Raw genomic sequence first — 22003 nt, 5'->3', positions numbered from 1 at the left:
GCGGGGCCTACTGTGCCGGGTATTCCGTCCCGGTCCGGTACGAGGCTTTCGTCGCCTCTTTTGTCCGCCCCAGCGCCGGATTGCGCGGAAGCCGGATAAACAAAGGGGCGACCTGAGCCGCCCCTTTGAGAAACTCTTACTTGCGAAGACCCAGCTTCTGGATCAGCGCGTTATACCGCTCGACATCCTTCTTCTTGAGATAGGCGAGAAGGTTGCGGCGCTTGTTGACCATCATGAGGAGGCCGCGACGCGAGTGGTTGTCCTTGTGGTTGGACTTGAAATGCTCGGTCAGGTTGCGGATGCGTTCGGTCAGGATGGCGACCTGAACTTCCGGAGAACCCGTATCGCCCTGGGCGACGGCATTGTCCTTGATGATCTCTTGCTTCTTTTCGGCGGTAACCGACATACTTCTTACTCCGCGACATCCGGTAGGTTGAACCCCCGCACGACTTTCGCCGTACCACCGCTGAGTTCCATCAAGGCCACCGGCACATCGTGCAGTGTCGCAAGGTGAAGCCCGTCGGCATGGGGCAGTTCCGAAAGTACCCGGCCCTGGCGGACCGCCTGCGCGCTATCGGGATCGAGTTGCAAGGCCGGGATGTCGTCCAGCCCCGCCTCGAGCGGCAGGAGGAGGTTTTCAATGCGCGCGCCCTTAGCGACTTCCTCCAGTTTGTCCAGCGAAATCGCCTGTTCTTCGGTGAACGGGCCGGCCTTAATGCGCCTCAGATAGGTGACATGCCCCAACGTTCCAAGCGCGCGTGCGATATCCCGTGCAAGCGAGCGGATGTAGGTGCCCTTCGACACATGCGCCACGAGTGTGATGCTGTCTGCCAGTTCCAGCGGGGCTTGCGGATCGTAAGGATCGGGGCGGCCGGCGGTGGTGGCAAAAGCGGACCGCAATTCACCATCTTCGCGGTTACCGTCCAGGTCGAGTGAGTACACCGTAACGGCGCGGGTCTTCATCTCGACCTCTTCGCCGGCCCTCGCCCGATCGTAAGCCCGCTTCCCATCGATCTTTACAGCCGAATAAGCGGGCGGAACCTGATGGATATCGCCTGTAAAATGATCGAGCACTGCTGGAATCGCAGCCATCGGCGGGCGTCGGTCGGATGTTTCGATGACCTCGCCTTCGGTATCCAGCGTATCGGTTTCCTCGCCGAACTGGATGGTGAAGGCATAGATCTTTTCGGAATCGAGCATGCGACCGGCGAGTTTGGTCGCTTCACCCAGAGCGATGGGCAGCACCCCTTCGGCCAGCGGATCAAGCGTACCGCCGTGACCGACCTTGGTCTTAGCATAGCCGCCCTGCCGCAGCACACGCTTGACGGCCGAAACGGCCTGCGTCGAGCCAAGGCCGCGGGGTTTGTCGAGGATCAACCAGCCATGTGACGGGGGTTTGGTGCCGCTCATCCGGCGATACCGCGGGCCATCCACTCGGCAATCTCGAAATAGCGCTCCTGCAGCCACAAGACCGGCGGCAGCACGGTATTCTCGATCAGACCGCTGTTCGGAAAGGCCCACGTCGCTGCGATCAGGATGATGAAGAATAGCATTCCCATCGATTGCAGCTTCTGCCAGTTGGCCGCCCATTTGGGCGGCAGCAAGCCGCCCACGATATGCGATCCGTCGAAGGGGGGAATTGGCAGGAGATTGAATAGTGCCAGGAACACGTTGATCAAGATGAACATCCCGCCTGCCGACAACAGCCAGTCCGGCGGCGTTCCGCCCGACGCGATGATGGTGCCCGAGACGGCGCCGAATACCAGCGCCCCGATAAATGCCAGAACAAGATTCGTGGCCGGTCCTGCTGCTGCCACGGCTACCATTCCGAAACGTGGATCGCGCAGCCGGTCGCCGCGAACCGGCACCGGCTTTGCCCAGCCGAATATCGGCCCGCCGAACAGGGCCAACGCTCCCGGCACCAGCAGCGTGCCTATTGGATCGACGTGGCGGATCGGATTAAGCGAAAGGCGCCGCTGTTCCTTGGCGGTCGGATCGCCCAGAGCAAGCGCAGTCCAGCCGTGGGCAACCTCGTGAAAGACAATGGCGATGATCAGACACGGGATCAGAATCACCGCTAGCAGAATGGTTTCAGTCATGGCGCTCTAGATAGGGTGGGCCTGCCTAGCGCGCCAGCGCTTGGCGGAAATGCTTTCGGCACATGGCGACATAACGGTCGTTGCCGCCGATTTCCGTCTGTGCACCCTCGATCACGGCGTCGCCTCGCGCATCGACGCGCAGGTTCATCGTCGCTTTGCGACCGCAATCGCAGACGGCTTTCATCTCGATCAGCGCGTCTGCCAAGCCCAGCAATGCGGCCGACCCTGCAAACAGTTCGCCCTGGAAGTCCGTACGCAGGCCGTAACAAAGGACAGGAATGCCCGCATCGTCCGCCAGCCGGGCAAGTTGCCAAACCTGATCCTTGGTCAGGAATTGCGCTTCGTCCACCAGTACACATGCGATCGGGCTTTCCGAATGATCGGCAAGAACGCGCGTTTCGATATCGGTGTCGACCTCGAACCGGTGGGCATCGCTCGATAATCCGATCCGGCTGGAGATCGCGCCGAAGCCCGGCCGGTCGTCGAGAGCCGCAGTCCACAACGACACGCGCATGCCACGTTCGCGATAATTGAATGCAGCCTGCAGCAGGGTGGTGCTCTTGCCCGCATTCATACTGGCATAATAGAAATACAGCTTGGCCATCGACTGGCTCTAGCCCTTGCGGCACCACCTGTTAAGCACGGTGTCAGAGAGGATGATCATGATCATCCATCCAACGAAGATGGTATTCAGGGATTTTCGATGGCGGAAGCAGGAGCGAAGGCAATACCTACCCAGACCGGCATTCTGGGATGGGTCGAACGGACAGGCAACAAGCTGCCCGATCCAGTCTTCATTTTCTTCTATCTGATAATTGCCCTGGTACTTTTCTCGGTCGTTGCGGCGATGTCCGGCATCTCGGCAATGCATCCCACTGCGCTCGACGAGGTCACTGGAAATGCGCAGAGGATCGAGGCGGTAAGCCTGCTTTCGCCCGAGAATATCCAGCGCCTCTGGGTCGAAATGCCGACAACGTTCACCCATTTTCATCCCCTGGGCTACGTCCTCGTCGTCATGCTGGGCGCAGGGGTGGCGGAACGTTCCGGCTTCTTCGCCGCAGGCATGTCGAAGGCCGTGAAGAGCGCACCCAAGACGATGCTGACGCCGGTAGTCGCGCTGGTCGCCATGATCGGCAATCATGCCGCCGACGCGGGCTATGTCGTGCTGATACCGCTTGCCGGAATCCTTTTCGCAGCAGCCGGTCGCCATCCGCTTGCCGGCATCGCGGCCGCTTTTGCCGGCGTCTCAGGCGGGTTTTCCGCGAACATCTCGCCGGGCCAGCTCGACGCTTTACTGTTCGGCATTACGGAAGAAGCCGTCGCCGCCAGCGCCCTTGATCCCTCCTGGACCGCCAACATTGCCGGCAACTGGTTCTTCATCAGCGTGATGACAGTCGTTTACCTGCCAATCATCTGGTACGTCACCGACAAGATCATCGAGCCGCGCTTGGGTCCATGGACTGGCGGCGCGACCGCGGGTCGAAGCGCTGACGATGCCAGCCCGGACCCGGCCGGGGAGACCGGCGAACTCGCCTCCAGGGGATTGCGCCATGCAGGGCTTGCTGCGTTGTTCGTGGTCGGGCTTTGGCTCTTGATGGTGTTCGCCCCGGGAACGCCCCTGATCGACGAAGCAGCTTGCGAAGCGATCCCCGCCGCGGATTGCTCAATCCACGCGCAACTGGCGCCTCTATATCGCAGTCTCGTTGCCGCTTTCTTCCTGCTCTTCCTGCTCACAGGCTGGGCCTATGGCCGCGCGACCGGAAGCATCAAGAACCACCGTGATCTGGTCGAGATGATGGCCGAATCCATGAAAGACATGGGTTATTACCTCGTCCTTGCCTTCGCCGCAGCGCATTTCGTGGCCATGTTCGGCTGGTCCAACCTGGGCCTCATCAGCGCCGTTCACGGCGCGGCGGCGATCGATTCCACCGGCCTTCCCCTGCCGATCGTGCTTGGCCTGATGGTCGTCTTCACCGGATTGCTGAACCTGTTCGTTGGCTCCGCCAGCGCGAAATGGGCACTGCTTGCGCCCATCCTCGTACCCATGCTGATGCTGCTCGGCATCAGCCCGGAAGGTGCCACTGCTGCGTACCGCGTTGGCGACAGCGCGACCAACATCATCACGCCGCTGATGGTCTATTTCCCGCTCATCCTGGTGTTCGCCCAGCGCTGGCAGAAGGATTTCGGCCTCGGCAGCCTGACTGCGATGATGCTGCCCTATTCGATCTGGTTGATGGTCTCGGGCACAATGCTGATCGTGCTGTGGTTCTATCTCGGCATCCCGCTCGGGCCGGATGCCCCGGTAGGCTATGTCATGCCCGCCGCGATGCCGTAGCGATCAGTCTTCGTCGTCGAGGTCGCGTGCGACCTTGGGATCGGACAGCAGCTTTTCGATCCGATCGGCTTCGTCGAAGCTTTCGTCGGGTTGAAAGCTCAGCTTCGGCGCGAATTTGAGGCCGAGCCGCTGGGCGACTTCCTTCTGGAAGAAAGCCGTATTGGTACGTAGCGCTTTCAGGACGGTCGCCTCGTCTTCGCCCAGCAACGGCTTCACATAGGCCTTCGCGTTGCGCAGGTCGGGCGTCATGCGCACTTCGGTGACCGCGATATTGCTGGCCGAGAGCACATCGTCATGCGCCTCCCCGCGCGCGAGCAGTTCGGACAGGATATGCCGCACCCGCTCACCCACCTTGAGGACGCGAACCGATTGCTGTTCGGGGGTGGACTGCTGGCGGACCATCACTTCTCTCCGGTAGGACGTGGGGTGGGAATGGCGGTGCTGGTCGACCGGGCGAGAAGCCGGTTCTCGCCATCGAACAGTTCGCCTTCGAGGAAAATCACCTTGCGCCCGCGCCGCACCACCCGGCCCTTGCCGATCAGCGGGCCGGCCGGGACGGGCCGCAGCAGGCTCATGGAGATTTCCAGATTGAGCGGTGCTTCCTTCTGATCGGTGGCCCAGACATGCGCCCAGCCCATCACCTCGTCGAGGAAACCGGCGACCAGTCCGCCCTGCACGCTGCCGCGCGGGGTGACGAAGGTCTCGGGAGCAGTGAAGCGGAGCGTGATTTCCTCACGCTCCGCATCGAAATGATCGAACTCGACGCCCATCAGTTCCGCATGGGCCGCGCCGAGAGCGTGTTCGGACGCCATTACAGGGTACGCTCACGCTCCTCGACTTCGAAGACTTCCAGCTGGTCGCCAGCCTTGATGTCGTTCGTATCGGCAAGCACCACACCGCATTCCAGACCGGCGCGGACTTCGTCCACATCGTCCTTGAACCGGCGCAGCGAGGCGATGGTCGTGGCCGAGACGATGACATCGTCCCGCGTGAGGCGTGCGTGCAGCCCCTTGCGGATGACGCCTTCCTCGACCAGCAGGCCGGCGGCCTTGTCCTTCTTGCCCGAACGGAACACTTCCTTGACGGCGGCACGGCCGACGACATGCTCGATCCGCTCCGGACCCAGCTCGCCTGCCATCTCCTTGGCGATTTCCTCGGTCAGGTGATAGATGACGTCGTAATACTTCATCTCCACACCGTCGCGCTTCACCAGCTCGCGTGCCTTGGCATTCGGGCGTACGTTGAAGCCGATGATCGGCGCGTTCGAGGCAGCGGCCAGCGTCACGTCGCTCTCGGTGATCGCACCCACGCCTGCATGCAGCACGCGGACCTTGATCTCGTCGTTCGACAGATTGTGCAAGGCAGAGGTGATCGCTTCCACCGAACCCTGCACGTCGGCTTTCACCAGCACGGGGAATTCGATGACATTGGCGGCCAGATTGTTGAACATCGTGTCGAAACTGGTCGGGGCCAGCGCCGTGCGCTTTTCCGTCGCCTTTTCCTGACGATATTCCGCCACTTCACGCGCACGCTGCTCGTTTTCGACCACGGTCAGCACATCGCCCGCACTCGGCACGCCGCCAAGGCCCAGAACCTCGACCGGCATGGAAGGCCCGGCCTTCTTGATCTGCTTGCCCTGATCGTCGACGATCGCACGGACACGGCCGCTCTGCGTACCCACGACGAAGGTGTTGCCACGCTCCAACGTGCCGCGGGTCACCAGCACGGTCGCTACCGGGCCGCGGCCCTTGTCCAGCTGCGCTTCGATCACGGTGGCCTCGGCCATACGATCGGGATTGGCCTTCAGTTCGAGCAGTTCGGCCTGCACGCTGATGGCTTCGAGCAGCTTGTCGAGGCCGGTCTTTTCCTTGGCCGAGATTTCGACATCCTGCACATCGCCCGACATCTTCTCCACGATCACTTCGTGTTCGAGCAGGCGGTTGCGGATGTTGTCCGGATTGGCTTCCGGCTTGTCCATCTTGTTGATCGCGACGATCATCGGAACGCCGGCAGCCTTGGTGTGATTGATGGCCTCGATCGTCTGCGGCATGATGCCGTCGTCGGCGGCCACCACCAGCACCACGATATCGGTGATGTTCGCACCGCGCTGGCGCATCTGGGTAAAGGCAGCGTGGCCAGGCGTGTCGAGGAAGGTGACCAGGTCGCCGCTCTTCGTCTTCACCTGATAACTGCCGATATGCTGCGTAATGCCGCCGGCTTCGCCCTTGACGACATTGGCGCCGCGAAGCGCGTCCAGCAGGCTGGTCTTGCCGTGGTCGACATGGCCCATGATGGTGACGACCGGAGGGCGCGCCTTGAGCGTTTCTTCCGGATCGACATCTTCGTCGGCCGCAATATCGACGTCCGCTTCGGACACCTTCTGGATGGTATGACCGAACTGTTCGACGAGCAGTTCCGCCGTATCCTGGTCGATCGTCTGGTTGACGGTAACCATCATGTCGAGGTTGAAGAGTTCCTTGACGAGATCGGCCCCCTTCTCACCCATACGCTTGGCCAGTTCGCCGACCGTGATCGCCTCTGGGACGATTACGTCGCGTACCTGCTTTTCGCGGGGCTTGCTCGAGCCACCGCCCTGCATCCGGCGTTCCTTTTCGCGGGCACGCTTCAGTGCGGCGAGGCTGCGCGCACGGCGGCCTTCGTCCTCGTTGAGAGCCTTCTTGACGGTCAGCTTGCCCGAACGGCGCTTGTCCGGCGTTTCGGCCTGTGCACCGCGGGCGGGCTTCTCTTCCTTCTTCTTGCGCTCGGGCTTCTTGATTTCGGGTCGCGCGACCGGTGTGAACCGGCGCGGGGCAGGCGCAGGCGTTGCCGACGAGGCCTCCTCTGCCGGTGCCTCTTCGGCAGCCGGAGCGGGTACTTCGGGCTCCTTCTCGGCCTTCTCTGCCTGTTCGACCTTCTTCGGCTCTTCGGCGGCCTTCTTGGCTGCTTCTTCCTCGGCCTTGCGGTTTTCTTCCGCCCGCTTCTTCTCGTCTTCTATTGCCTGCCGGGCCTGCTCTTCCTCGCGCTTGCGCGCTTCTTCGGCCTGGCGCAGCCGGTCTTCCTCGGCTTCGCGCTGAAGCCGGGCGACGCGTTCCTGCGGCGTCTCGTTCGACGGGGCAGGCTTCTTCTTGACCTCGGGCTTTGCAGCCGTCGGGGTCGGCGCAGGAGCCGGCGCGGGCTCGGGCGCCGGCGGCGGAGGTGGCGGCGCGGGCGGCGTCTCGCCGGGCTTAACAAGCTTGCGGCGGCGCTTCACCTCGACCGCCACCTTGTTGGTGCGGCCGTGGCTGAAGGTCTGCTTGACCTCACCCGGTTGCGCGCCCTTCAGGGTCAGCGGTTTGCGGGCTGGTTTCTTGTCGTCGTCGCTCATTCTTGCTCGTTTCTCTTCGTATCAATCGTTCAATTCGTCGCTGGCGCTCGCTAACGCGGCGCCATACCGGCAGGGAATTCCTGTCCCAGATAATGCATGAGGCGCGTCAGGGGCTTGATGACCCTGGTAGCCGATGCATCCTCGGCCAGCGCCAAATGGACGACATTGTCGCGGCCCAATGCCACAGACAAAGCGTTCCGGTCCAGAGGCAGTTCGAGGCCCCGTTCTCCGGACCCTTCCGCCTCGCGTCCGACCCGCCAGGCCTGATCCAGCTTCTTGCGCCCATCTTCGCTTGCATCGCTGGCGTGCAGCAACAGGACCACAGCCCCGCCGCGCGCAGCCTCGGCAATGCGCTGCGTACCTAAGATAAGACCTCCGACGCGCATTTCGAGCCCCAGTCGGTCCAGAAGCACGCGCGTCAGCGCATCCTGCACCATCTGGGGCAGCGTCTCGGGAATTTCCAGGTCGCCCGTCTTGAAGGCGCGCGACAGCCCGCCCTTCAGCTTGCCATTGGCCAGCGCCGCTTCCAGACCGGCGCGGTTTTCACCGACCCAGGCCCCGCGGCCCGGCGCCTTTTCCTGCGCATCGGGCAGGACAAGGCCGGACGGCGAAACAGCCAGCCGCACGAGTTCCTCGCGCGGGCCGGTCTGTCCTGAAATGACGCAGCGCCTTTCGGGCTCGGAAGCTTTCCGTGCCTTGGGCGCTTCGACGATGTCGGAACTCAGGCTCTCATTGGGTGGAGTCCGCATCGGCGGCCTCCTGCTTGTCGGTCGTCTCGGCAGGTGCCGGAGCTTCCTCTTCGTCTTCGAACCAATGGGCGCGGGCAGCCATGATGATCTCGTTGCCCTGCTCTTCGGTCAGGCCATATTCGCCCAGCACGCCGCCCTTGTCCTGCTCGCGGACCGAGGGACGCCGCATCGGCGGACCGTCGGCATTGTTGCGGCGACGCGGGGCTTCGCGCTTCTTCTGGATGAGTTCGTCGGTGGCAAGATCGGCCACGTCGTCCAGCGTCTTGAGCCCTGCCTTGCCCAGCGTGACCAGCATGGCCTCGGTCAGGTGCGGCAGTTCGGCCAGCGCGTCTTCCACGCCCAGCTCGCGGCGCGCCTCGCGGTGCGCTGCTTCCTGACGATCGATGGCTTCCTGTGCGCGGCTCTGGAGCTCTTCGGCCAAATCCTCGTCGAAACCTTCGATGCCCGCCAGTTCTTCCAGCTCGACATAGGCAACTTCTTCGAGTTCGGCGAAGCCTTCGGCAACAAGCAGCTGCGACAGCGTTTCGTCGACGTCGAGTTCCTCTTCGAACATCTTCGAACGCTCGGCAAATTCCTTGCTCCGCTTTTCCGAGGCTTCTTCCTCGGTCATGATGTCGATCTGGTTGCTCGTCAGCTGGCTGGCGAGGCGCACGTTCTGGCCGCGGCGACCGATGGCCAGCGAAAGCTGGTCGTCGGGCACGACGACTTCGATGCGGCCATCTTCCTCATCGAGAACGACGCGGCTGACGGTGGCGGGCTGCAGCGCATTGACGATGAAGGTCGCGCCATCTTCCGACCAGGGAATGATGTCGATCTTTTCGCCCTGCAGTTCCTGCACGACGGCCTGCACGCGGCTACCTTTCATACCGACGCAGGCGCCGACGGGGTCGATGCTGCTGTCGTGGCTGATCACGCCGATCTTGGCACGGCTGCCCGGATCGCGGGCGGCTGCCTTGATCTCGATAATGCCGTCGTAGATTTCGGGCACTTCCTGCGCGAACAGCTTCTTCATGAAATCGGGGTGCGCGCGGGACAGGAAGATCTGCGGACCGCGGTTGTTGCGTTCCACCTTGGTAATCAGCGCGCGCACGCGTTCGCCGACACGGGCGGCTTCGCGGGGGATCTGCTGGTCGCGGCGGATCACGCCTTCGGCGCGTCCCAGGTTCACGATCACATGGCCGAATTCGACCGATTTGATCACACCGGTGATCACTTCGCCTGCGCGATCCTTGAATTCGTCGAACTGGCGCTCGCGCTCGGCGTCGCGGACCTTCTGGAAGATCACCTGCTTGGCACTCTGCGCGTCGATCCGGCCGAGATCGACCGGGGGAAGCGGATCGACGATGAAGTCACCGATCTTGGCGTCGTCCTGCAGCTTCTGCGCAGCCTTCAGGTCCACCTGCTTGAAGTAGTCTTCGACTTCCTCGACCACTTCGACAACACGCCACAGGCGCAGATCGCCGGTCAGCGGATCGAGCTTGGCACGGATATCGTTTTCGGCGCCGTAGCGGTTACGGGCAGATTTCTGGATCGCCTCTTCCATCGCTTCGATGACGATCGCCTTGTCGATCATCTTTTCCGAAGCGACCGAGTTTGCGATCGCGAGGAGTTCAGCCTTGTTGGCGGAAATGGCGCTGGCCATCAGTCGTCTGCCTTTTCTTCTTCGGTTTCGACAATTTCGTCGGCACCGCTCGTGTCGAGCGGCTGGGTGGCGGCAATAAGTTCGTCGGTCAAGACAAGCTGTGCCGAATGAATCTGGTCGCGGGGAATGGAAACTTCCCCTGCCTTGCGATCATCGATCGTGACCAGGTCGCCATCGATGCCCTTGAGCGAACCGCGCAGATTGCGCTGGCCGTCATATCCCTTCGCCATGGAAATCTTGGCTTCGTGCCCTGCCCAATCGGCGAAATCCTTCGCTCGGGTGAGCGGGCGGTCGATGCCCGGGCTCGACACTTCGAGATGATAGGCGCCCGCAATCAGCACCTCGCCTTCTTCTTCCAGCGCGTCCAGCCGTTCGGACACGCGGCGCGACAGGGCCGCACACTGGTCGATCACAAGCTGGCCCGTCGCCGGGTCTTCGGCCATGATCTGCAGCGCCTCGCCGCCGTCGCCGGCTTCGGACGGCATCATCTTGACGCGCACGAGATCAAATCCGAGCGCCTTTGCCTCGGGTTCGATTACTTCGGTCAAGCGTACCAGGTCGGCCATTCAGTCTCCATTTGCACATGCCAGGCGACAATGGGGTTTCGTGCCGGCCCCTTGCGGCGCCAGCCCCTCCAGTGTCGCGACAATGTCGGGATGCGCAGCCAGATAGGCGCGAGTCTTGCGAAAAGCAAGCGGCGATCAGCTATCGTCCGCCAGCGCGTGCTTCTTTATGCAATGGCGCAACTGATCGTAACTCAGCCCCAGCGCCTTGGCTGTCTGCCGCTGGTTCCAGCGATGCTTGCCCAGCGCATGCTCCACTATGGCGCGCTCATGCGCATCCACGGCCGAACGCAGATCGTCCACATGATCGAAATCAGGCGGGCGGTCGGCGGGCGCATTGACTTTCGCAGCCGCTTTCTCGGCCCGCGGTTCCGGCGATACGGGCTTCCAGGGGCTGTCGAAGGGATCGAAAACCACGTGCCCGATCGGCTCGCTCCAGTCGTCCCAGCGATAGATGGCGCGTTCCACGACATTGCGCAGTTCTCGCACATTGCCGGGCCAGTCGTGCTTTTCCATTTGTTCGGCGACATGGGGCGCGAAGCCCGGCCAGCCCTCCCAACCCAGTTCGGCAGCCATGCGGCGGCCGAAGTAATCCGTCAGGACATGCACATCCCCTTCGCGCACGCGCAGGGGCGGAAGGGTAATGACTTCGAAACTGAGCCGGTCGAGCAAGTCGGCGCGGAAATCGCCGCGCTCCGCTTTCCTGGGCAGGTCCTCGTTGGTGGCCGCGACGATACGGACATCGACCCGCGTCGGACGACTCGATCCGATGCGCGTCACCTCGCCATATTCGACTGCTCTCAACAGCCTCTCCTGCGCACCCATCGACAAAGTGCCCAGTTCGTCGAGAAAAAGCGTCCCCTTGTCGGCTTCCTCGAACCTGCCTGCCCTTGATCTGGTAGCACCGGTGAAGGCCCCCGCCTCGTGCCCGAAAAGCTCGGCCTCGATCAGCGTTTCCGGCAGCGCGGCGCAGTTCATGGTGACCAGTGGCTCGTCCCATCTGGTAGAAAGGCGATGCAGACGTTCCGCGATCAGTTCCTTGCCCGTGCCCCGCTCGCCTATGACGAGCACGGGCCTGCGCATTGGCGCGGCGCGGCTGGCCCGCTCGACTGCGTCGAGGAAGGCTCCGGACTGGCCTATGAACTGGTTCTCCCGCTCCATGGGCCAATATATAGGAAAATGCCCCAAGGATTGGCAACAAAAACCATCACCTCTCCTATGCGATGCCTCGCAACGCCCGAAAATCCGCCGTTTTCCGGGTTTGGCACGCCCTTTGCTGAAAAAGGGATAACAGCAATCGGTCATCTGACCCAAGGGAGGCACCCCGCATGTACAACATCAACTTCTTCCGCAGCCAGCTCGGGCAAGCTGCCATCGCGAGCATCGCGGCCATGGCCACCTTCGTCGTGCTGAGCTCGCATATCACGGTCACCGCCCCCACCCCCGCGGTGGCCGCCTACGAACAGGTCGAGATCGCATGACCCTGCCCCCCGACCACGATCCCTTAGGGCCGGAGCGCCACTCCCCCGACAGTCCCCGCGGCAGTGATGCCGACGGCGCTTCGGCCCGCCCCCGCTTGTCGCGGATCGAGGAAGAGGTAGAACGGCTGCGCCGGTCGCCGACACCGACCCGCGACGCCGGACGGTCCAGAGGATCGGACTTTTTTGCCAATGGAGCACCTTTAATGGGCATTTTCAGCCGCACCCGCGACATCATCGCCGCCAACTTCAACGACATGCTGGACAAGGCGGACGACCCCCAGAAGATGATCCGCATGATCATCCTCGAGATGGAGGAAACGCTGGTCGAAGTCCGCGCGAGCGCCGCTCGCACGATTGCGGACCAGAAGGAGATGCACCGCCACACGGTCAAGCTCGACAAACTTCAGGCGGACTGGAGCGAGAAGGCCCAACTCGCCATCTCGAAGGACCGGGAGGATCTTGCCCGCGCCGCCCTGGTCGAAAAGAAGAAGGCGGTCGACATGAGCGAGCAGCTCAAACAGGAGATCGCCGTCCTCGACGATGCGCTGCGCGCCTATGAGCAGGACATCCAGAAGCTTCAGAACCGCCTTCGCGAAGCGCGGAGCCGCCAGACGGCGATTGCCGCGCGCCTCGAAAGCGCGGAGAACCGCGTCAAGCTTCGCAGTCTGATGACGAACGAACGGGTCGACGATGCACTTTCGCGCTTCGATCAGCTCGAACGCCGCGTCGACTACGCCGAAGGCCGCGCCGATGCGCTGAGCATTGCCGACAAGTCGGACAAGCCCAGCCTGGCCGACGAAATCGCCGCCCTGGAAGGTGCCGACGCGATCGACGACGAACTCGAACAGATGAAAAAGGCGCTCGGCAAGAACGGCGCGAGCAAGGAGGACTGATCCGTGGAAGAGATTTTTGCAATCGTGGCCATTTTCATCGGCCTGCCGTGGATCATCCTCCACTACATCACGAAGTGGAAGACTTCGGCGACCATCACGACAGATGACGAAGCCCTGCTCGAGGAACTCTACAGCCTCGCAAAGCGGCTGGACGACCGCATGGATACGGTCGAGCGCCTCGTAGCGAGCGACAATCCGGACTTTCGCCCCGCCCGCCTCGTTCACGACAGTGAACAGGATAACCAGCAGCTGCGCGAACTCGAGCAGTTGATGGCCGAGAAGAAAGGAAGCCTGAAATGAACAGCCCCCGCACCACGCTTTACCGCGACAAGCAGAACGCGAAGTTGATGGGCGTATGCTCCGGCATTGCCGACTATACCGGCGTCAATGTCTTTTGGGTCCGTCTCGGCCTGGTCGGCCTGACCTTCATGTCCGGTGGTTCGACCATCCCGTTCTACTTCATTGCAGGCCTGCTGCTGAACAAGAAGCCGTCACATCTCTATGTCGACCGCGAAGAGCAGACCTACTGGCAGCGTGTTCGCCAGAACCCGAAGCGCACTGCCCGCGAAATCCGCGCGCGAATGAAAGACGTCGATCGCCGCCTTGCTGACGTCGAAACCTACTATGTCAGCAGCAATCCGCGCCTCAACGCCGAGATCGAACGGTTACGCTGAGCGAACAGAGGGGGAGAAGCAGAATGGAAAACATCGGCGTTTTTATCCCGATCATCGCCCTGATGATCCCGATCGTCGCGATTTGGACGAAGCACCAGCAAAAGCTGGCCGAAATGAACGTCAAGACCACTGCGCAAGCCACTGCAGAAAAGGCCGCGCAATACGCCAGCAAGGTCCACGACCTGGAAGACCGGGTGCGCGTGCTCGAACGTATCGTGACCGACAAGGGTTACGACGTAGCCACCCAGATTGAGGCACTACGCGATCAGCGCACCGTCGAAGGGGCCGACAGCGGGGTGCCGCTGAGTATCAAGACAGGGGAGAAGGCATAATGGAATTCCTTTCCGAAACAACGATCATCGCAGGCGTCGGCATCATGACAGCCGGGTGGCTGATGACGACATGGATGCGGATCAAGAATGGTTACCCGCTCGAAAACAGCTGGGGTAAGGCGGTCTATCCAAAGAACGACCAGGCCGTCGAACGGGTCAAGTTGCTGACGCAGGAAAATGCTGAACTGCGTGCCGAACTCGGATCGCTTAAGGATCGCCTCGGCAATGTCGAACGGATCGTGACCGACAGCGGATATCATCTGACGCACGAAATCGACCGTCTGCGTGAAGGCAGGGAAACCAACTGATGGATCCCGACCTGATCCTTGTCTTCGGTTTCATTCTGGTGATCCTGATGTTGGTGTTGCCCTTCGCCTACATAGTGAATCAGCGGGTCCAAGCGCACGAGGAGCGTAAGCTGGAACTGCATGCCCGCGCCGAAGAAGCGAAGGCAGACCAGGCGCGGTTTGCCAATGGTGATTATTCAAAGATGGAAGAACGGGTTCGCGTTCTCGAGCGCATCGCTACTGACGGCAATCATGTGCTCGCTATGCAGATCGACGAACTGAGAGACCTTCACCAGATCGATGACCGAACAGCTTCGCGTGAGAATGCATTATGAGTTTCTGGACTGCAGTTGTGATAATCGTGGCGCTCATAGCCTTTGCCGAAATGGTGAAATCGAAGCATCGCCACGGTTCAGGACTGGGCGACGACCAGTCGGAGCGCGGGCAGCATCAGACGTTTGATCGCACCGAAGAGCGCCGCGAACTGGATGAACTGCGGGAGCGCATCAAGGTGCTCGAGCGGATAGCGACTGATAACAATTCGCTCGATGCGCGCGAAACGAAGCGCATCTCTGCCGAAATCGAAGCTCTGCGCGAAAAGCAGACCGATAGGGACTAGTTGAAGGAGGACATGAGGTGGTGTTCGAACCGACTATGATAATCGCAGGAGCCTCGCTGGTCGGATTGACCATCGTCGCTAGCGTTCTGCTCCGGGCCTGGCAGGGCTGGCTGGCTCTCAAACGCCAGGAGCTTGAACGACATTACGCGCCTGATGATGAAAAGGCCGGATCATCGCTCGGCGCGGCGCGCATTGAGATCTCCGACCTCAAGGAACGTATCAAGAAGCTCGAGGCGATCGCCAGCGGAGTAGACCTTTGAGCGTCGTCAGGACCGACGCCGCACGGGCCGGTATCGGCCTCGGCAGCGCAATTGCCGTGGCCATCAGCTGGAGCTTGCACAAGTCCATCGTGTGGGCCGCCATCCAGGGCTTCTTTGGCTGGTTTTACGTTATCTACTATGCGTTTACCCGGCCCGGCGGCTTGTCAGGCTGAGGCACATGGACGGCTGCCGCCCAGCCCGCTAAAGGCGCGCCATGCGCACGATTTCCGATATTGCAGAAGAATACGAGTTTCTCGAAGGCGACGAACGCTACCGCCTGCTGATCGAGCTGGGTCGCGACCTTGAAGAAATGCCGGGAGCGCTCAAGACAGATGCCACGCTGGTGCGCGGCTGCAGTGCCCAAGTATGGGTTTATCCAACCGGTGATGAAGGAAAGCTACATTTCCTGGCCGACAGCAATGCCGCAATCACCAAGGGCATCGTCGCTCTGGTCATAGCGGCCGTACAGGACAAGCCGGCAACCGAAGTCGCGAAAATGGACATTGAGGCTGCACTCGCCCCTTTCGATCTGAAAAACCAGTTGTCGAGCAATCGCACGCAGGGTGTGCCGAACATGATTGCCCTAGTGCAGGAACATGCCGCGCGGATTGCAGCGGGGTGATCTGACGTGAGACGGCCGATCTTCAAGGGTCTGGGTATTTTCGCAGTCGGTCTCGGTGCCATAGGGGCGGTGCTACCGATCATGCCGACAGTCCCTTTCCTGCTGCTGGCGGTCTATTTCTTTGCGCGATCGAGCCCGGAACTCGAACAGAAAATCCTCGATCATCCCCATTGGGGACCGCAGGTGAAAGACTGGCGCGACCGCCGTGCCATCAGCCGATCATCCAAGACGATGGCCATTGGCGCCATGGCAGCGGGCGCAGTGTTCACCTGGTACACCCTTGGCCATCCCTGGTACTGGATTTCCATTGGAATTCTTGTCGTCTGCGGCAGTTGGATAGCCACCCGGAACGAATGACCTCTGGAACTGCCCCGTCGCCGATCGGTTGGTAATGTGAACGACGGAAGGGCATCAAAAGGACATTTTTTCCATGGCAATTCTCATTCTCATCGCCACGATCCTGCTTCCCCCCCTGGGTGTCGCTGCAAAGCATGGACTGGGCGGTAAAGCGCTGTTGAACCTTGTTCTAACCTTGCTGGGCTATTTCCCGGGGCTGATCCATGGCCTTTACGTGAACTACGCCAAGTAAGCCATTCGCCAACGGTTTATGAATTGCGCCGGGGCCTCAGGCTCCGGCGCTTTCGCGTATGGTCGCGATACCGGCTTCACGCTGCCGCCGGAGTTCTGCCTTGAGCCTCGCAGGATCGCGAGCCAAGACAAATCCGAAACTCACCCCGCCTTCCTTACCCACAGTCGCGTGGTGTAGCTTGTGCGCCTGCACCAAGCGCTTCGCATAGCCACGCTTTGGAACCCACTGGAAGTAACGTTGGTGCACCAGGCCATCATGCACCAGCGTATAGATGATTCCGTAGAACAATATTCCTAGCCCGATCCATGTGCCCGGCCACCACGCGCCCGATCCCAGCACCATCGGACTGCCGATGGCGAACATGGAAATGCTTGCCACTGCGCCGACGATTGCGAAAAGGTCGTTCTTTTCCAGCAAATTGTCATGAGGCTCGTGGTGGTCCCGATGCCAAGACCAAGCGAATCCGTGCATGATGTACTTGTGGCTCGCCCATGCGACCCATTCCATGGCCAACACAGTGGCAAAGACGATAAGGGCCGGCGCGAGGAAATCCATGCACCCGATATAGTGTCATGCGCCCGGCAGGCAAAGCCCGCCTGCGTGAGGACTATTCGGCAGCGTAAGGTTTCTGCTTGCGCGGCATTCCGAAACAGCGCTCCGCAACGTCGCGATCGATGCGAGCGGGTCGATGGCTGTCGGCATCGATGCAGCACCACATGCTTTGCACTTCGGCCAGAACCTCTTCGCCGCGACGGATTATCGTATTGTAGAAGCTACGGGCACCCGCGATCTTTTCCAGCACGGTTTCCGCGATGACATCGTCATGCAGAAACGCTGGTCTGCGATAGGTAATCTCATGTTTGAGAGCGACCCATGCCTTGGTTGCGACCTCTTCTGCAGGAGCCAGCTTCTGCCAATGCGCAAGCACTGTATCCTGAACCCAGTTCAGATAGCGGGCATTGTTCACGTGGCCCATGAAATCGATATCATCGGGAAGGACTTTGATCGGGAAGAAAAATGGCTTTGCTGACATAAGTGTCAATAGAGCAGAGAAAGGTTAAGTTTGGAAGACTCTGGATTTGCCTTTTTGCGGATACGGGCTGCTTGGCTCAAGGTTCACCGCAATGGCCAGCAAACCGCGCACTCTTTACGAAAAGATTTGGGATCAGCATGTCGTCGATCGGCTCGATGACGGGACTTGCCTGATCTATATCGATCGCCACCTCGTCCACGAAGTGACTAGCCCGCAGGCATTCGAAGCCCTGCGGCTGGCTGGTAGAACCGTACGGCGCCCCGACCTTACGCTTGCGGTCCCGGATCACAATCTGCCGACAACGAAGCGGATCGCAGCAGACGGTTCGCGCCTGCCGATCGAAGATACGCAAAGTGCAGCGCAGCTCGCCGCCCTTGAACGCAATGCGCCATCCTTCGGGATCGACTATATCGACGCCACCGCGCCCGAACAGGGTATCGTCCATGTCGTCGGCCCCGAGCAGGGCTTTTCGCTGCCCGGCACCACCATCGTTTGCGGGGACAGTCACACCGCCGCGCACGGCGGGATCGGCGCCTTGGCATTCGGTATCGGGACGAGCGAGGTCGAGCATGTGCTCGCGACCCAGACGCTACAGCTTCGCCCTTCGAAAACCATGGAAGTACGGGTGGATGGAATGCTCGGTCCGGGCGTTACTGCGAAAGACCTGGTCCTGCATATTATCGGCATCATCGGAACCGCAGGAGGCACCGGACACGTCATCGAATATCGCGGCCGGGTGTTCGAGGAAATGAGCGTCGAAGGGCGGCTTACCGTTTGCAACATGAGCATCGAAGGCGGCGCACGGGCAGGCCTGATTGCGCCTGACGAAAGGGTTTTCGAGTATCTTCGCGGCCGTCCCTATTCGCCGCAGGGCGACGATTGGGATAACGCGGTCACCTGGTGGAGGTCGCTCGCCACCGATGAGGGCGCCTATTTCGACAAATCGGTCGTGATCGACGCCGCGATTGTTGAACCAACCGTAAGCTGGGGGACCAGTCCTGAAGACGTGGTGGCGGTAGGCGGGTGCGTCCCCTCCCCCGACAGTTTTGCCGATCCATCCAAGCAGGATGCGGCGCGCAAGAGCCTGGATTACATGGGCCTGACCCCCGGAACGCCGATCGAGGATATCGCGGTAGAGAATATCTTCATCGGCAGCTGCACAAACAGCCGGATCGAAGATTTGCGTGCCGCGGCCGAGGTGTTGAAAGGTCGCAAGAAGGCGCCAAACGTGCGATGGGCAATTGTGGTCCCGGGTTCCGGATTGGTCAAACGCCAGGCCGAAGACGAAGGGCTTGACCGGATATTCACCGATGCCGGCTTCGAATGGCGCGAGCCGGGCTGTTCCGCCTGCCTGGCGATGAACCCCGACAAGGTACCGCCGGGTGAACGCTGCGCTTCCACGAGCAACCGTAATTTCGTCGGCCGCCAAGGCCCCGGATCCCGAACGCATCTGGTCAGCCCGGCAATGGCTGCTGCCGCCGCCGTTACCGGGCGTCTTGCCGATGTCCGTAACCTCGCCCCTTGCCAAGACGGTGCGGCCTGACCATTGAGAACTCATGACCAAGAAGATCACCGGAAAAGCCGCCATTGCAAGTGCGATCGGATCGGCCGCCATTGCTGCCGCGATGCTTTACGCCAACAAGCGCAAGGAGCGGAAAAACCAGCCGCAGCGCCCCGGACCCATACCTTCTGGCGAGACGCCCGAAACCGATTAGTCGACCGCTTCTGGAGGGAGCTTCCCATGCTGCGCAGCATGACACTGGCGACCATGCCGGGTGGTCAAGGGTGAAGGCCGTTTCCACCATCGAGGGGCGCGCCATTCCGTTGGGCCTCAAGAACGTCGACACCGACGTCATCATCCCCGCCCACTGGCTCAAGACCGTAAGCCGCGAAGGGCTCGGCGCAGGCGCATTCGAAACCATCCGCGCGGCGCCCGGGAATCCTTTCGATGTCGAGGATTTCGCTAACGCCCCCATTCTCATCGCGGGCGACAACTTCGGTTGCGGATCGAGCCGCGAACATGCCGCCTGGGCCATGCTGGATATGGGGCTGACAGCGGTGATCGCACCCAGTTTTTCCGATATCTTCGCCGGCAACGCCTTCAAGAATGGTATTCTGGCAGTCGAGCTGCCGCAGGATCAGGTGGACCGGTTGCTGGAGGTTGCCAAGGATCAACCGATTACGATCGACCTGGAAAATCAGGTGGTCACGACCCCCTTTCAGGACCGGTTCGAATTTCAGATCGATCCGTTCCGCAAGCGCTGCCTGCTCGAAGGTCTAGACGAGATCGGCCTGACGCTGGCCAGCGAGAGCGCTATTGCAGCGCACGAGATAATGCGCCGGGGCACTACGCCCTGGCTTGATAAAACAAATAGGAGAAGATCAGCGTGAAAGCAGTCCTTTCGAAGGAGACCGGTGGCCCCGAAACCCTCGTTGTCGAGGAGATTGATATCCCCACGGCTGGCTCGGGTGAGGTTCTGGTCAAGGTCGCTGCCTGTGCGATCAATTTCCCCGATACGCTGATCATCCGCGACATGTACCAGTTCAAGCCCCCTCGCCCCTTCGCGCCAGGCGGCGAAATCTCCGGCACCATCGAAGCGCTGGGTGAAGGAGTCACCGATTTCGCCGTAGGTGACCGGGTGATGTGCGGCGTCGGCAACGGCGGCCTGCAGGAAAAGGTCGTCGTTCCGGCAGCCAAGTTGTTCAAGGTGCCCGATGGCATCGATCTGGTGAAAGCCAGCGCGCTACTGATGACCTACGGCACAACGATCCACGGGCTGAAGGATCGCGGTGATATCAAGGAAGGCGAGACGGTTCTCGTACTCGGCGCCGCCGGGGGCGTTGGTCTCTCGGCCGTCGAACTCGCCAAGGCGTATGGCTGCCGCGTCGTCGCTGCCGTCTCCACCGAGGAAAAGGGCGCGGTTGCCAGGAAGCACGGCGCCGACGAAGTGGTAATCTATCCTCGCGCCCCGTTCGATAAGGACACGTCCAAGCAGCTGGCGAATGACTTCAAGGCGGCCGTAGGCCCTGATGGCGCCAACATCGTATATGATATCGTGGGCGGCGATTATTCCGAGCCGGCTTTGCGCGCAATCGCCTGGGAAGGACGTTTCCTGGTCGTCGGCTTCCCTGCCGGCATCGCGAAAATGCCGCTCAATCTCACACTTTTGAAAAGCTGTGACATCCGCGGTGTATTCTGGGGCGCATTTGCCGCGCGCGAGCCGAAACGTAACGAGCAGAATATTCAAGAACTCTTCGATCTCTGGAAAGCCGGCAAAATCGAACCGCTGGTGAGCGAGACATATCCCTTGGAGCGGGCGCACGAAGCAATCGCCAAGCTCGAGAACCGCGGAGCGATCGGTAAACTCGTCGTTGTAATGGAATAAGCGCCCTTGCGGGCCGGTGGGGCCACGCCTATTCCGACCCGCAAGATTCCATCCCGAGAGGACTGACATGACCGATTTTAAAGATCGCGAACGCGGCGAAGAAGCCAAGTTTGCCTTCGACGAGGAAAATGCCTTCAAGATCGCTGCACGCCGCAATCGTCTTGTTGGCGAATGGGCTGCCGGGCTCATGGGCCTCACCGATGAAGAGACCGACGCCTATAAAAAGGCTGTCGTGCAGGCCGATTTCGAAGAAGCTGGCGATGAAGACGTCATCCGCAAGCTTCTGGGCGATCTGACTGCGGCCGAATGCGATGTCAGCGAAGCCGACATTCGCACAAAGTTGGAAGAATGCTCCGTCGAAGCGCGGCGTCAGTTCATGAGCGATCAGGGCTGAATGTAATGCCCATGGCCGCAGACGACATCGTCACGTTGATCGAAGAAGCGCTTCCCGGCGCAGTCGTGGAAATGCGCGATCTGGCGGGCGATAACGATCATTGGGCCGCCAAGGTTACGGCGCCGCAATTCGCCGGGCTGACGCGTGTCAAACAGCACAAGCTGGTTTATGATGCGCTGGGCGGGCGAATGGGGGGCGAACTGCACGCCTTGCAACTCACTACGCAAGCCCCCACCTGATCTCGCATACCGAATTTAGACAAAGGACGGACCAATGTCCGATACCAATCAGCGTATTGCCGATATTGTCGGCGCAAACGATGTCGTGCTCTTCATGAAGGGCACCCCGCTTTTTCCGCAATGCGGATTTTCCAGTCGCGCGATTGCCATCCTCGACCATTGCGGCGTCGCCTATGACAGTGTGGACGTGCTGCAAGACATGGAAATCCGTCAAGGCATCAAGGCCTTTTCGGACTGGCCAACCATTCCCCAACTCTATGTGAAGGGCGAATTCGTGGGTGGCAGCGACATCATGATGGAAATGTTCGAAGCAGGCGAACTCCAGCAGATGATGGATGAGAAGCAGGTCGCCAAAGCATCTTAGGTTCTTACTACCTTCAGCAGCTTTTCCAGCCAGCAACGCGCTGGCATTTGTGAAAGCAAGCTGATCTCACTCCAATTG

The 22003-nt window shown here is 60.9% G+C and carries 34 protein-coding genes; 21 read left to right on the top strand and 13 right to left on the bottom strand.

All coding sequences use genetic code 11. From position 1 onward, the window contains the following. Window positions 1–136: 136 nt before the first annotated feature. From rpsO to ACIGGE_RS15540, 4 genes are read right to left on the bottom strand one after another with little or no spacing between them, the layout of a single operon-like run. Window positions 137–406 (bottom strand): 30S ribosomal protein S15, encoded by a 270-nt coding sequence (gene rpsO / locus ACIGGE_RS15555; RefSeq protein WP_103024238.1) that lies wholly within the window; start codon window positions 404–406, stop codon window positions 137–139. Window positions 407–411: 5 nt separating this feature from the next. Continuing rightward, window positions 412–1410 carry a tRNA pseudouridine(55) synthase TruB gene (gene truB, locus ACIGGE_RS15550; RefSeq protein ID WP_397491032.1) on the bottom strand — a complete coding sequence of 333 codons (999 nt, stop codon included), beginning with the start codon at window positions 1408–1410 and terminating at the stop codon, window positions 412–414. Then, window positions 1407–2099 (bottom strand): site-2 protease family protein, encoded by a 693-nt coding sequence (locus tag ACIGGE_RS15545; protein WP_103024236.1) that lies wholly within the window; start codon window positions 2097–2099, stop codon window positions 1407–1409. Before ACIGGE_RS15545 ends, truB begins: the two co-directional genes overlap by 4 nt. 25 nt (window positions 2100–2124) lie before the next feature. Further along, a complete protein-coding gene (locus tag ACIGGE_RS15540; protein WP_196847890.1) occupies window positions 2125–2703 on the bottom strand; it encodes a thymidine kinase in 579 nt (192 codons plus the stop codon). A 99-nt stretch (window positions 2704–2802) separates the two neighbouring features. Here ACIGGE_RS15540 and ACIGGE_RS15535 point away from each other — a divergent pair, with 99 nt between their 5' ends. Then, entirely contained in the window at window positions 2803–4434 is a 1632-nt protein-coding gene (locus ACIGGE_RS15535; protein ID WP_397491031.1) for an AbgT family transporter, read from the top strand. Between the two features lie 3 nt (window positions 4435–4437). On the opposite strand, the gene rbfA is transcribed toward ACIGGE_RS15535, so the two are convergent. From rbfA to pspF, 7 genes are all read right to left on the bottom strand, one after another. Further along, window positions 4438–4836, bottom strand: coding sequence for a 30S ribosome-binding factor RbfA (gene rbfA / locus ACIGGE_RS15530; protein WP_103024233.1), 399 nt, complete (start codon window positions 4834–4836; stop codon window positions 4438–4440). Next, the gene (locus ACIGGE_RS15525; protein WP_301641510.1) at window positions 4836–5246 is read right to left on the bottom strand and encodes a PaaI family thioesterase; all 411 of its coding nucleotides are present in this window, start codon (window positions 5244–5246) and stop codon (window positions 4836–4838) included. Before ACIGGE_RS15525 ends, rbfA begins: the two co-directional genes overlap by 1 nt. Continuing rightward, complete coding sequence (gene infB, locus ACIGGE_RS15520; protein WP_397491030.1) at window positions 5246–7798, bottom strand: translation initiation factor IF-2; 2553 nt, start codon at window positions 7796–7798, stop codon at window positions 5246–5248. Before infB ends, ACIGGE_RS15525 begins: the two co-directional genes overlap by 1 nt. Window positions 7799–7848: 50 nt before the next feature. Further along, entirely contained in the window at window positions 7849–8547 is a 699-nt protein-coding gene (locus tag ACIGGE_RS15515) for a DUF448 domain-containing protein (protein WP_196847887.1), read from the bottom strand. Then, window positions 8528–10189: a transcription termination factor NusA gene (gene nusA, locus ACIGGE_RS15510; protein ID WP_103024230.1), complete on the bottom strand. Its 1662-nt coding sequence runs from the start codon at window positions 10187–10189 to the stop codon at window positions 8528–8530. The genes ACIGGE_RS15515 and nusA overlap by 20 nt, the downstream gene beginning before the upstream one ends. Then, on the bottom strand, window positions 10189–10755 hold the full coding sequence (gene rimP, locus ACIGGE_RS15505; RefSeq protein WP_103024229.1) for a ribosome maturation protein RimP: 567 nt from the start codon (window positions 10753–10755) through the stop codon (window positions 10189–10191). The genes nusA and rimP overlap by 1 nt, the downstream gene beginning before the upstream one ends. Window positions 10756–10890: 135 nt before the next feature. Beyond that, entirely contained in the window at window positions 10891–11913 is a 1023-nt protein-coding gene (pspF, locus tag ACIGGE_RS15500) for a phage shock protein operon transcriptional activator (protein WP_103024228.1), read from the bottom strand. A 167-nt stretch (window positions 11914–12080) separates the two neighbouring features. Between pspF and ACIGGE_RS15495 the strand changes: the two genes are divergently transcribed. From ACIGGE_RS15495 to ACIGGE_RS15435, 13 genes are all read left to right on the top strand, one after another. Next, window positions 12081–12233 carry a hypothetical protein gene (locus tag ACIGGE_RS15495; protein ID WP_222827846.1) on the top strand — a complete coding sequence of 51 codons (153 nt, stop codon included), beginning with the start codon at window positions 12081–12083 and terminating at the stop codon, window positions 12231–12233. A gap of 2 nt (window positions 12234–12235) precedes the next feature. Further along, window positions 12236–13126, top strand: a complete 891-nt coding sequence (gene pspA / locus ACIGGE_RS15490) for a phage shock protein PspA (protein WP_397491197.1) — start codon at window positions 12236–12238, stop codon at window positions 13124–13126. Between the two features lie 3 nt (window positions 13127–13129). Further along, entirely contained in the window at window positions 13130–13426 is a 297-nt protein-coding gene (gene pspB / locus ACIGGE_RS15485) for an envelope stress response membrane protein PspB (RefSeq protein ID WP_103024226.1), read from the top strand. After that, window positions 13423–13800 (top strand): envelope stress response membrane protein PspC, encoded by a 378-nt coding sequence (gene pspC, locus ACIGGE_RS15480; RefSeq protein ID WP_103024225.1) that lies wholly within the window; start codon window positions 13423–13425, stop codon window positions 13798–13800. Before pspB ends, pspC begins: the two co-directional genes overlap by 4 nt. Before the next feature lie 23 nt (window positions 13801–13823). After that, the gene (locus ACIGGE_RS15475; protein WP_103024224.1) at window positions 13824–14132 is read left to right on the top strand and encodes a hypothetical protein; all 309 of its coding nucleotides are present in this window, start codon (window positions 13824–13826) and stop codon (window positions 14130–14132) included. Continuing rightward, a complete protein-coding gene (locus ACIGGE_RS15470) occupies window positions 14132–14440 on the top strand; it encodes a hypothetical protein (protein WP_196847886.1) in 309 nt (102 codons plus the stop codon). The genes ACIGGE_RS15475 and ACIGGE_RS15470 overlap by 1 nt, the downstream gene beginning before the upstream one ends. Beyond that, window positions 14440–14754, top strand: coding sequence for a hypothetical protein (locus tag ACIGGE_RS15465; protein WP_397491028.1), 315 nt, complete (start codon window positions 14440–14442; stop codon window positions 14752–14754). The genes ACIGGE_RS15470 and ACIGGE_RS15465 overlap by 1 nt, the downstream gene beginning before the upstream one ends. Next, window positions 14751–15038 carry a hypothetical protein gene (locus ACIGGE_RS15460; RefSeq protein ID WP_103024221.1) on the top strand — a complete coding sequence of 96 codons (288 nt, stop codon included), beginning with the start codon at window positions 14751–14753 and terminating at the stop codon, window positions 15036–15038. Before ACIGGE_RS15465 ends, ACIGGE_RS15460 begins: the two co-directional genes overlap by 4 nt. A 35-nt stretch (window positions 15039–15073) precedes the next feature. Beyond that, window positions 15074–15298 carry a hypothetical protein gene (locus ACIGGE_RS15455; RefSeq protein WP_247714544.1) on the top strand — a complete coding sequence of 75 codons (225 nt, stop codon included), beginning with the start codon at window positions 15074–15076 and terminating at the stop codon, window positions 15296–15298. After that, window positions 15295–15471 (top strand): hypothetical protein, encoded by a 177-nt coding sequence (locus ACIGGE_RS15450; protein ID WP_196847883.1) that lies wholly within the window; start codon window positions 15295–15297, stop codon window positions 15469–15471. The genes ACIGGE_RS15455 and ACIGGE_RS15450 overlap by 4 nt, the downstream gene beginning before the upstream one ends. Before the next feature lie 41 nt (window positions 15472–15512). After that, window positions 15513–15920, top strand: a complete 408-nt coding sequence (locus ACIGGE_RS15445) for a SufE family protein (RefSeq protein ID WP_397491027.1) — start codon at window positions 15513–15515, stop codon at window positions 15918–15920. A gap of 6 nt (window positions 15921–15926) precedes the next feature. Then, complete coding sequence (locus ACIGGE_RS15440; protein WP_103024219.1) at window positions 15927–16277, top strand: YbaN family protein; 351 nt, start codon at window positions 15927–15929, stop codon at window positions 16275–16277. Window positions 16278–16350: 73 nt separating this feature from the next. Then, on the top strand, window positions 16351–16509 hold the full coding sequence (locus tag ACIGGE_RS15435; RefSeq protein WP_103024218.1) for a YqaE/Pmp3 family membrane protein: 159 nt from the start codon (window positions 16351–16353) through the stop codon (window positions 16507–16509). 36 nt (window positions 16510–16545) lie between these two features. Here ACIGGE_RS15435 and ACIGGE_RS15430 read toward each other — a convergent pair whose 3' ends face one another. Both ACIGGE_RS15430 and ACIGGE_RS15425 read right to left on the bottom strand, forming a co-directional pair. Next, entirely contained in the window at window positions 16546–17064 is a 519-nt protein-coding gene (locus ACIGGE_RS15430; protein ID WP_397491026.1) for a sterol desaturase family protein, read from the bottom strand. Between the two features lie 52 nt (window positions 17065–17116). After that, the gene (locus tag ACIGGE_RS15425; RefSeq protein ID WP_103024216.1) at window positions 17117–17542 is read right to left on the bottom strand and encodes a thioesterase family protein; all 426 of its coding nucleotides are present in this window, start codon (window positions 17540–17542) and stop codon (window positions 17117–17119) included. Window positions 17543–17633: 91 nt separating this feature from the next. Here ACIGGE_RS15425 and leuC point away from each other — a divergent pair, with 91 nt between their 5' ends. The 7 genes from leuC to grxD all read left to right on the top strand — a co-directional run bounded on the left by leuC (window position 17634) and on the right by grxD (window position 21925). Continuing rightward, complete coding sequence (gene leuC, locus ACIGGE_RS15420) at window positions 17634–19085, top strand: 3-isopropylmalate dehydratase large subunit (RefSeq protein WP_397491025.1); 1452 nt, start codon at window positions 17634–17636, stop codon at window positions 19083–19085. Between the two features lie 13 nt (window positions 19086–19098). Continuing rightward, the gene (locus ACIGGE_RS15415; protein ID WP_103024214.1) at window positions 19099–19257 is read left to right on the top strand and encodes an isopropylmalate isomerase; all 159 of its coding nucleotides are present in this window, start codon (window positions 19099–19101) and stop codon (window positions 19255–19257) included. Window positions 19258–19327: 70 nt separating this feature from the next. Beyond that, complete coding sequence (leuD, locus tag ACIGGE_RS15410; protein WP_196847879.1) at window positions 19328–19933, top strand: 3-isopropylmalate dehydratase small subunit; 606 nt, start codon at window positions 19328–19330, stop codon at window positions 19931–19933. Continuing rightward, entirely contained in the window at window positions 19930–20928 is a 999-nt protein-coding gene (locus tag ACIGGE_RS15405) for an NADPH:quinone oxidoreductase family protein (RefSeq protein ID WP_397491024.1), read from the top strand. Before leuD ends, ACIGGE_RS15405 begins: the two co-directional genes overlap by 4 nt. 67 nt (window positions 20929–20995) lie before the next feature. After that, window positions 20996–21322, top strand: a complete 327-nt coding sequence (locus tag ACIGGE_RS15400) for a DUF1476 domain-containing protein (RefSeq protein WP_103024211.1) — start codon at window positions 20996–20998, stop codon at window positions 21320–21322. 5 nt (window positions 21323–21327) lie between these two features. Next, window positions 21328–21561 carry a BolA/IbaG family iron-sulfur metabolism protein gene (locus ACIGGE_RS15395; protein ID WP_103024210.1) on the top strand — a complete coding sequence of 78 codons (234 nt, stop codon included), beginning with the start codon at window positions 21328–21330 and terminating at the stop codon, window positions 21559–21561. A 34-nt stretch (window positions 21562–21595) separates the two neighbouring features. Then, window positions 21596–21925, top strand: coding sequence for a Grx4 family monothiol glutaredoxin (grxD, locus tag ACIGGE_RS15390; RefSeq protein ID WP_103024209.1), 330 nt, complete (start codon window positions 21596–21598; stop codon window positions 21923–21925). Window positions 21926–22003 lie beyond the last annotated feature (78 nt).

This window comes from Qipengyuania sp. NPDC077410 (assembly GCF_044543405.1).
Lineage (GTDB): Bacteria > Pseudomonadota > Alphaproteobacteria > Sphingomonadales > Sphingomonadaceae > Qipengyuania > Qipengyuania pacifica.
The sequence above is the reverse complement of the archived record's forward strand: the minus strand, read 5'-3'. Positions and strand labels throughout refer to the sequence as shown.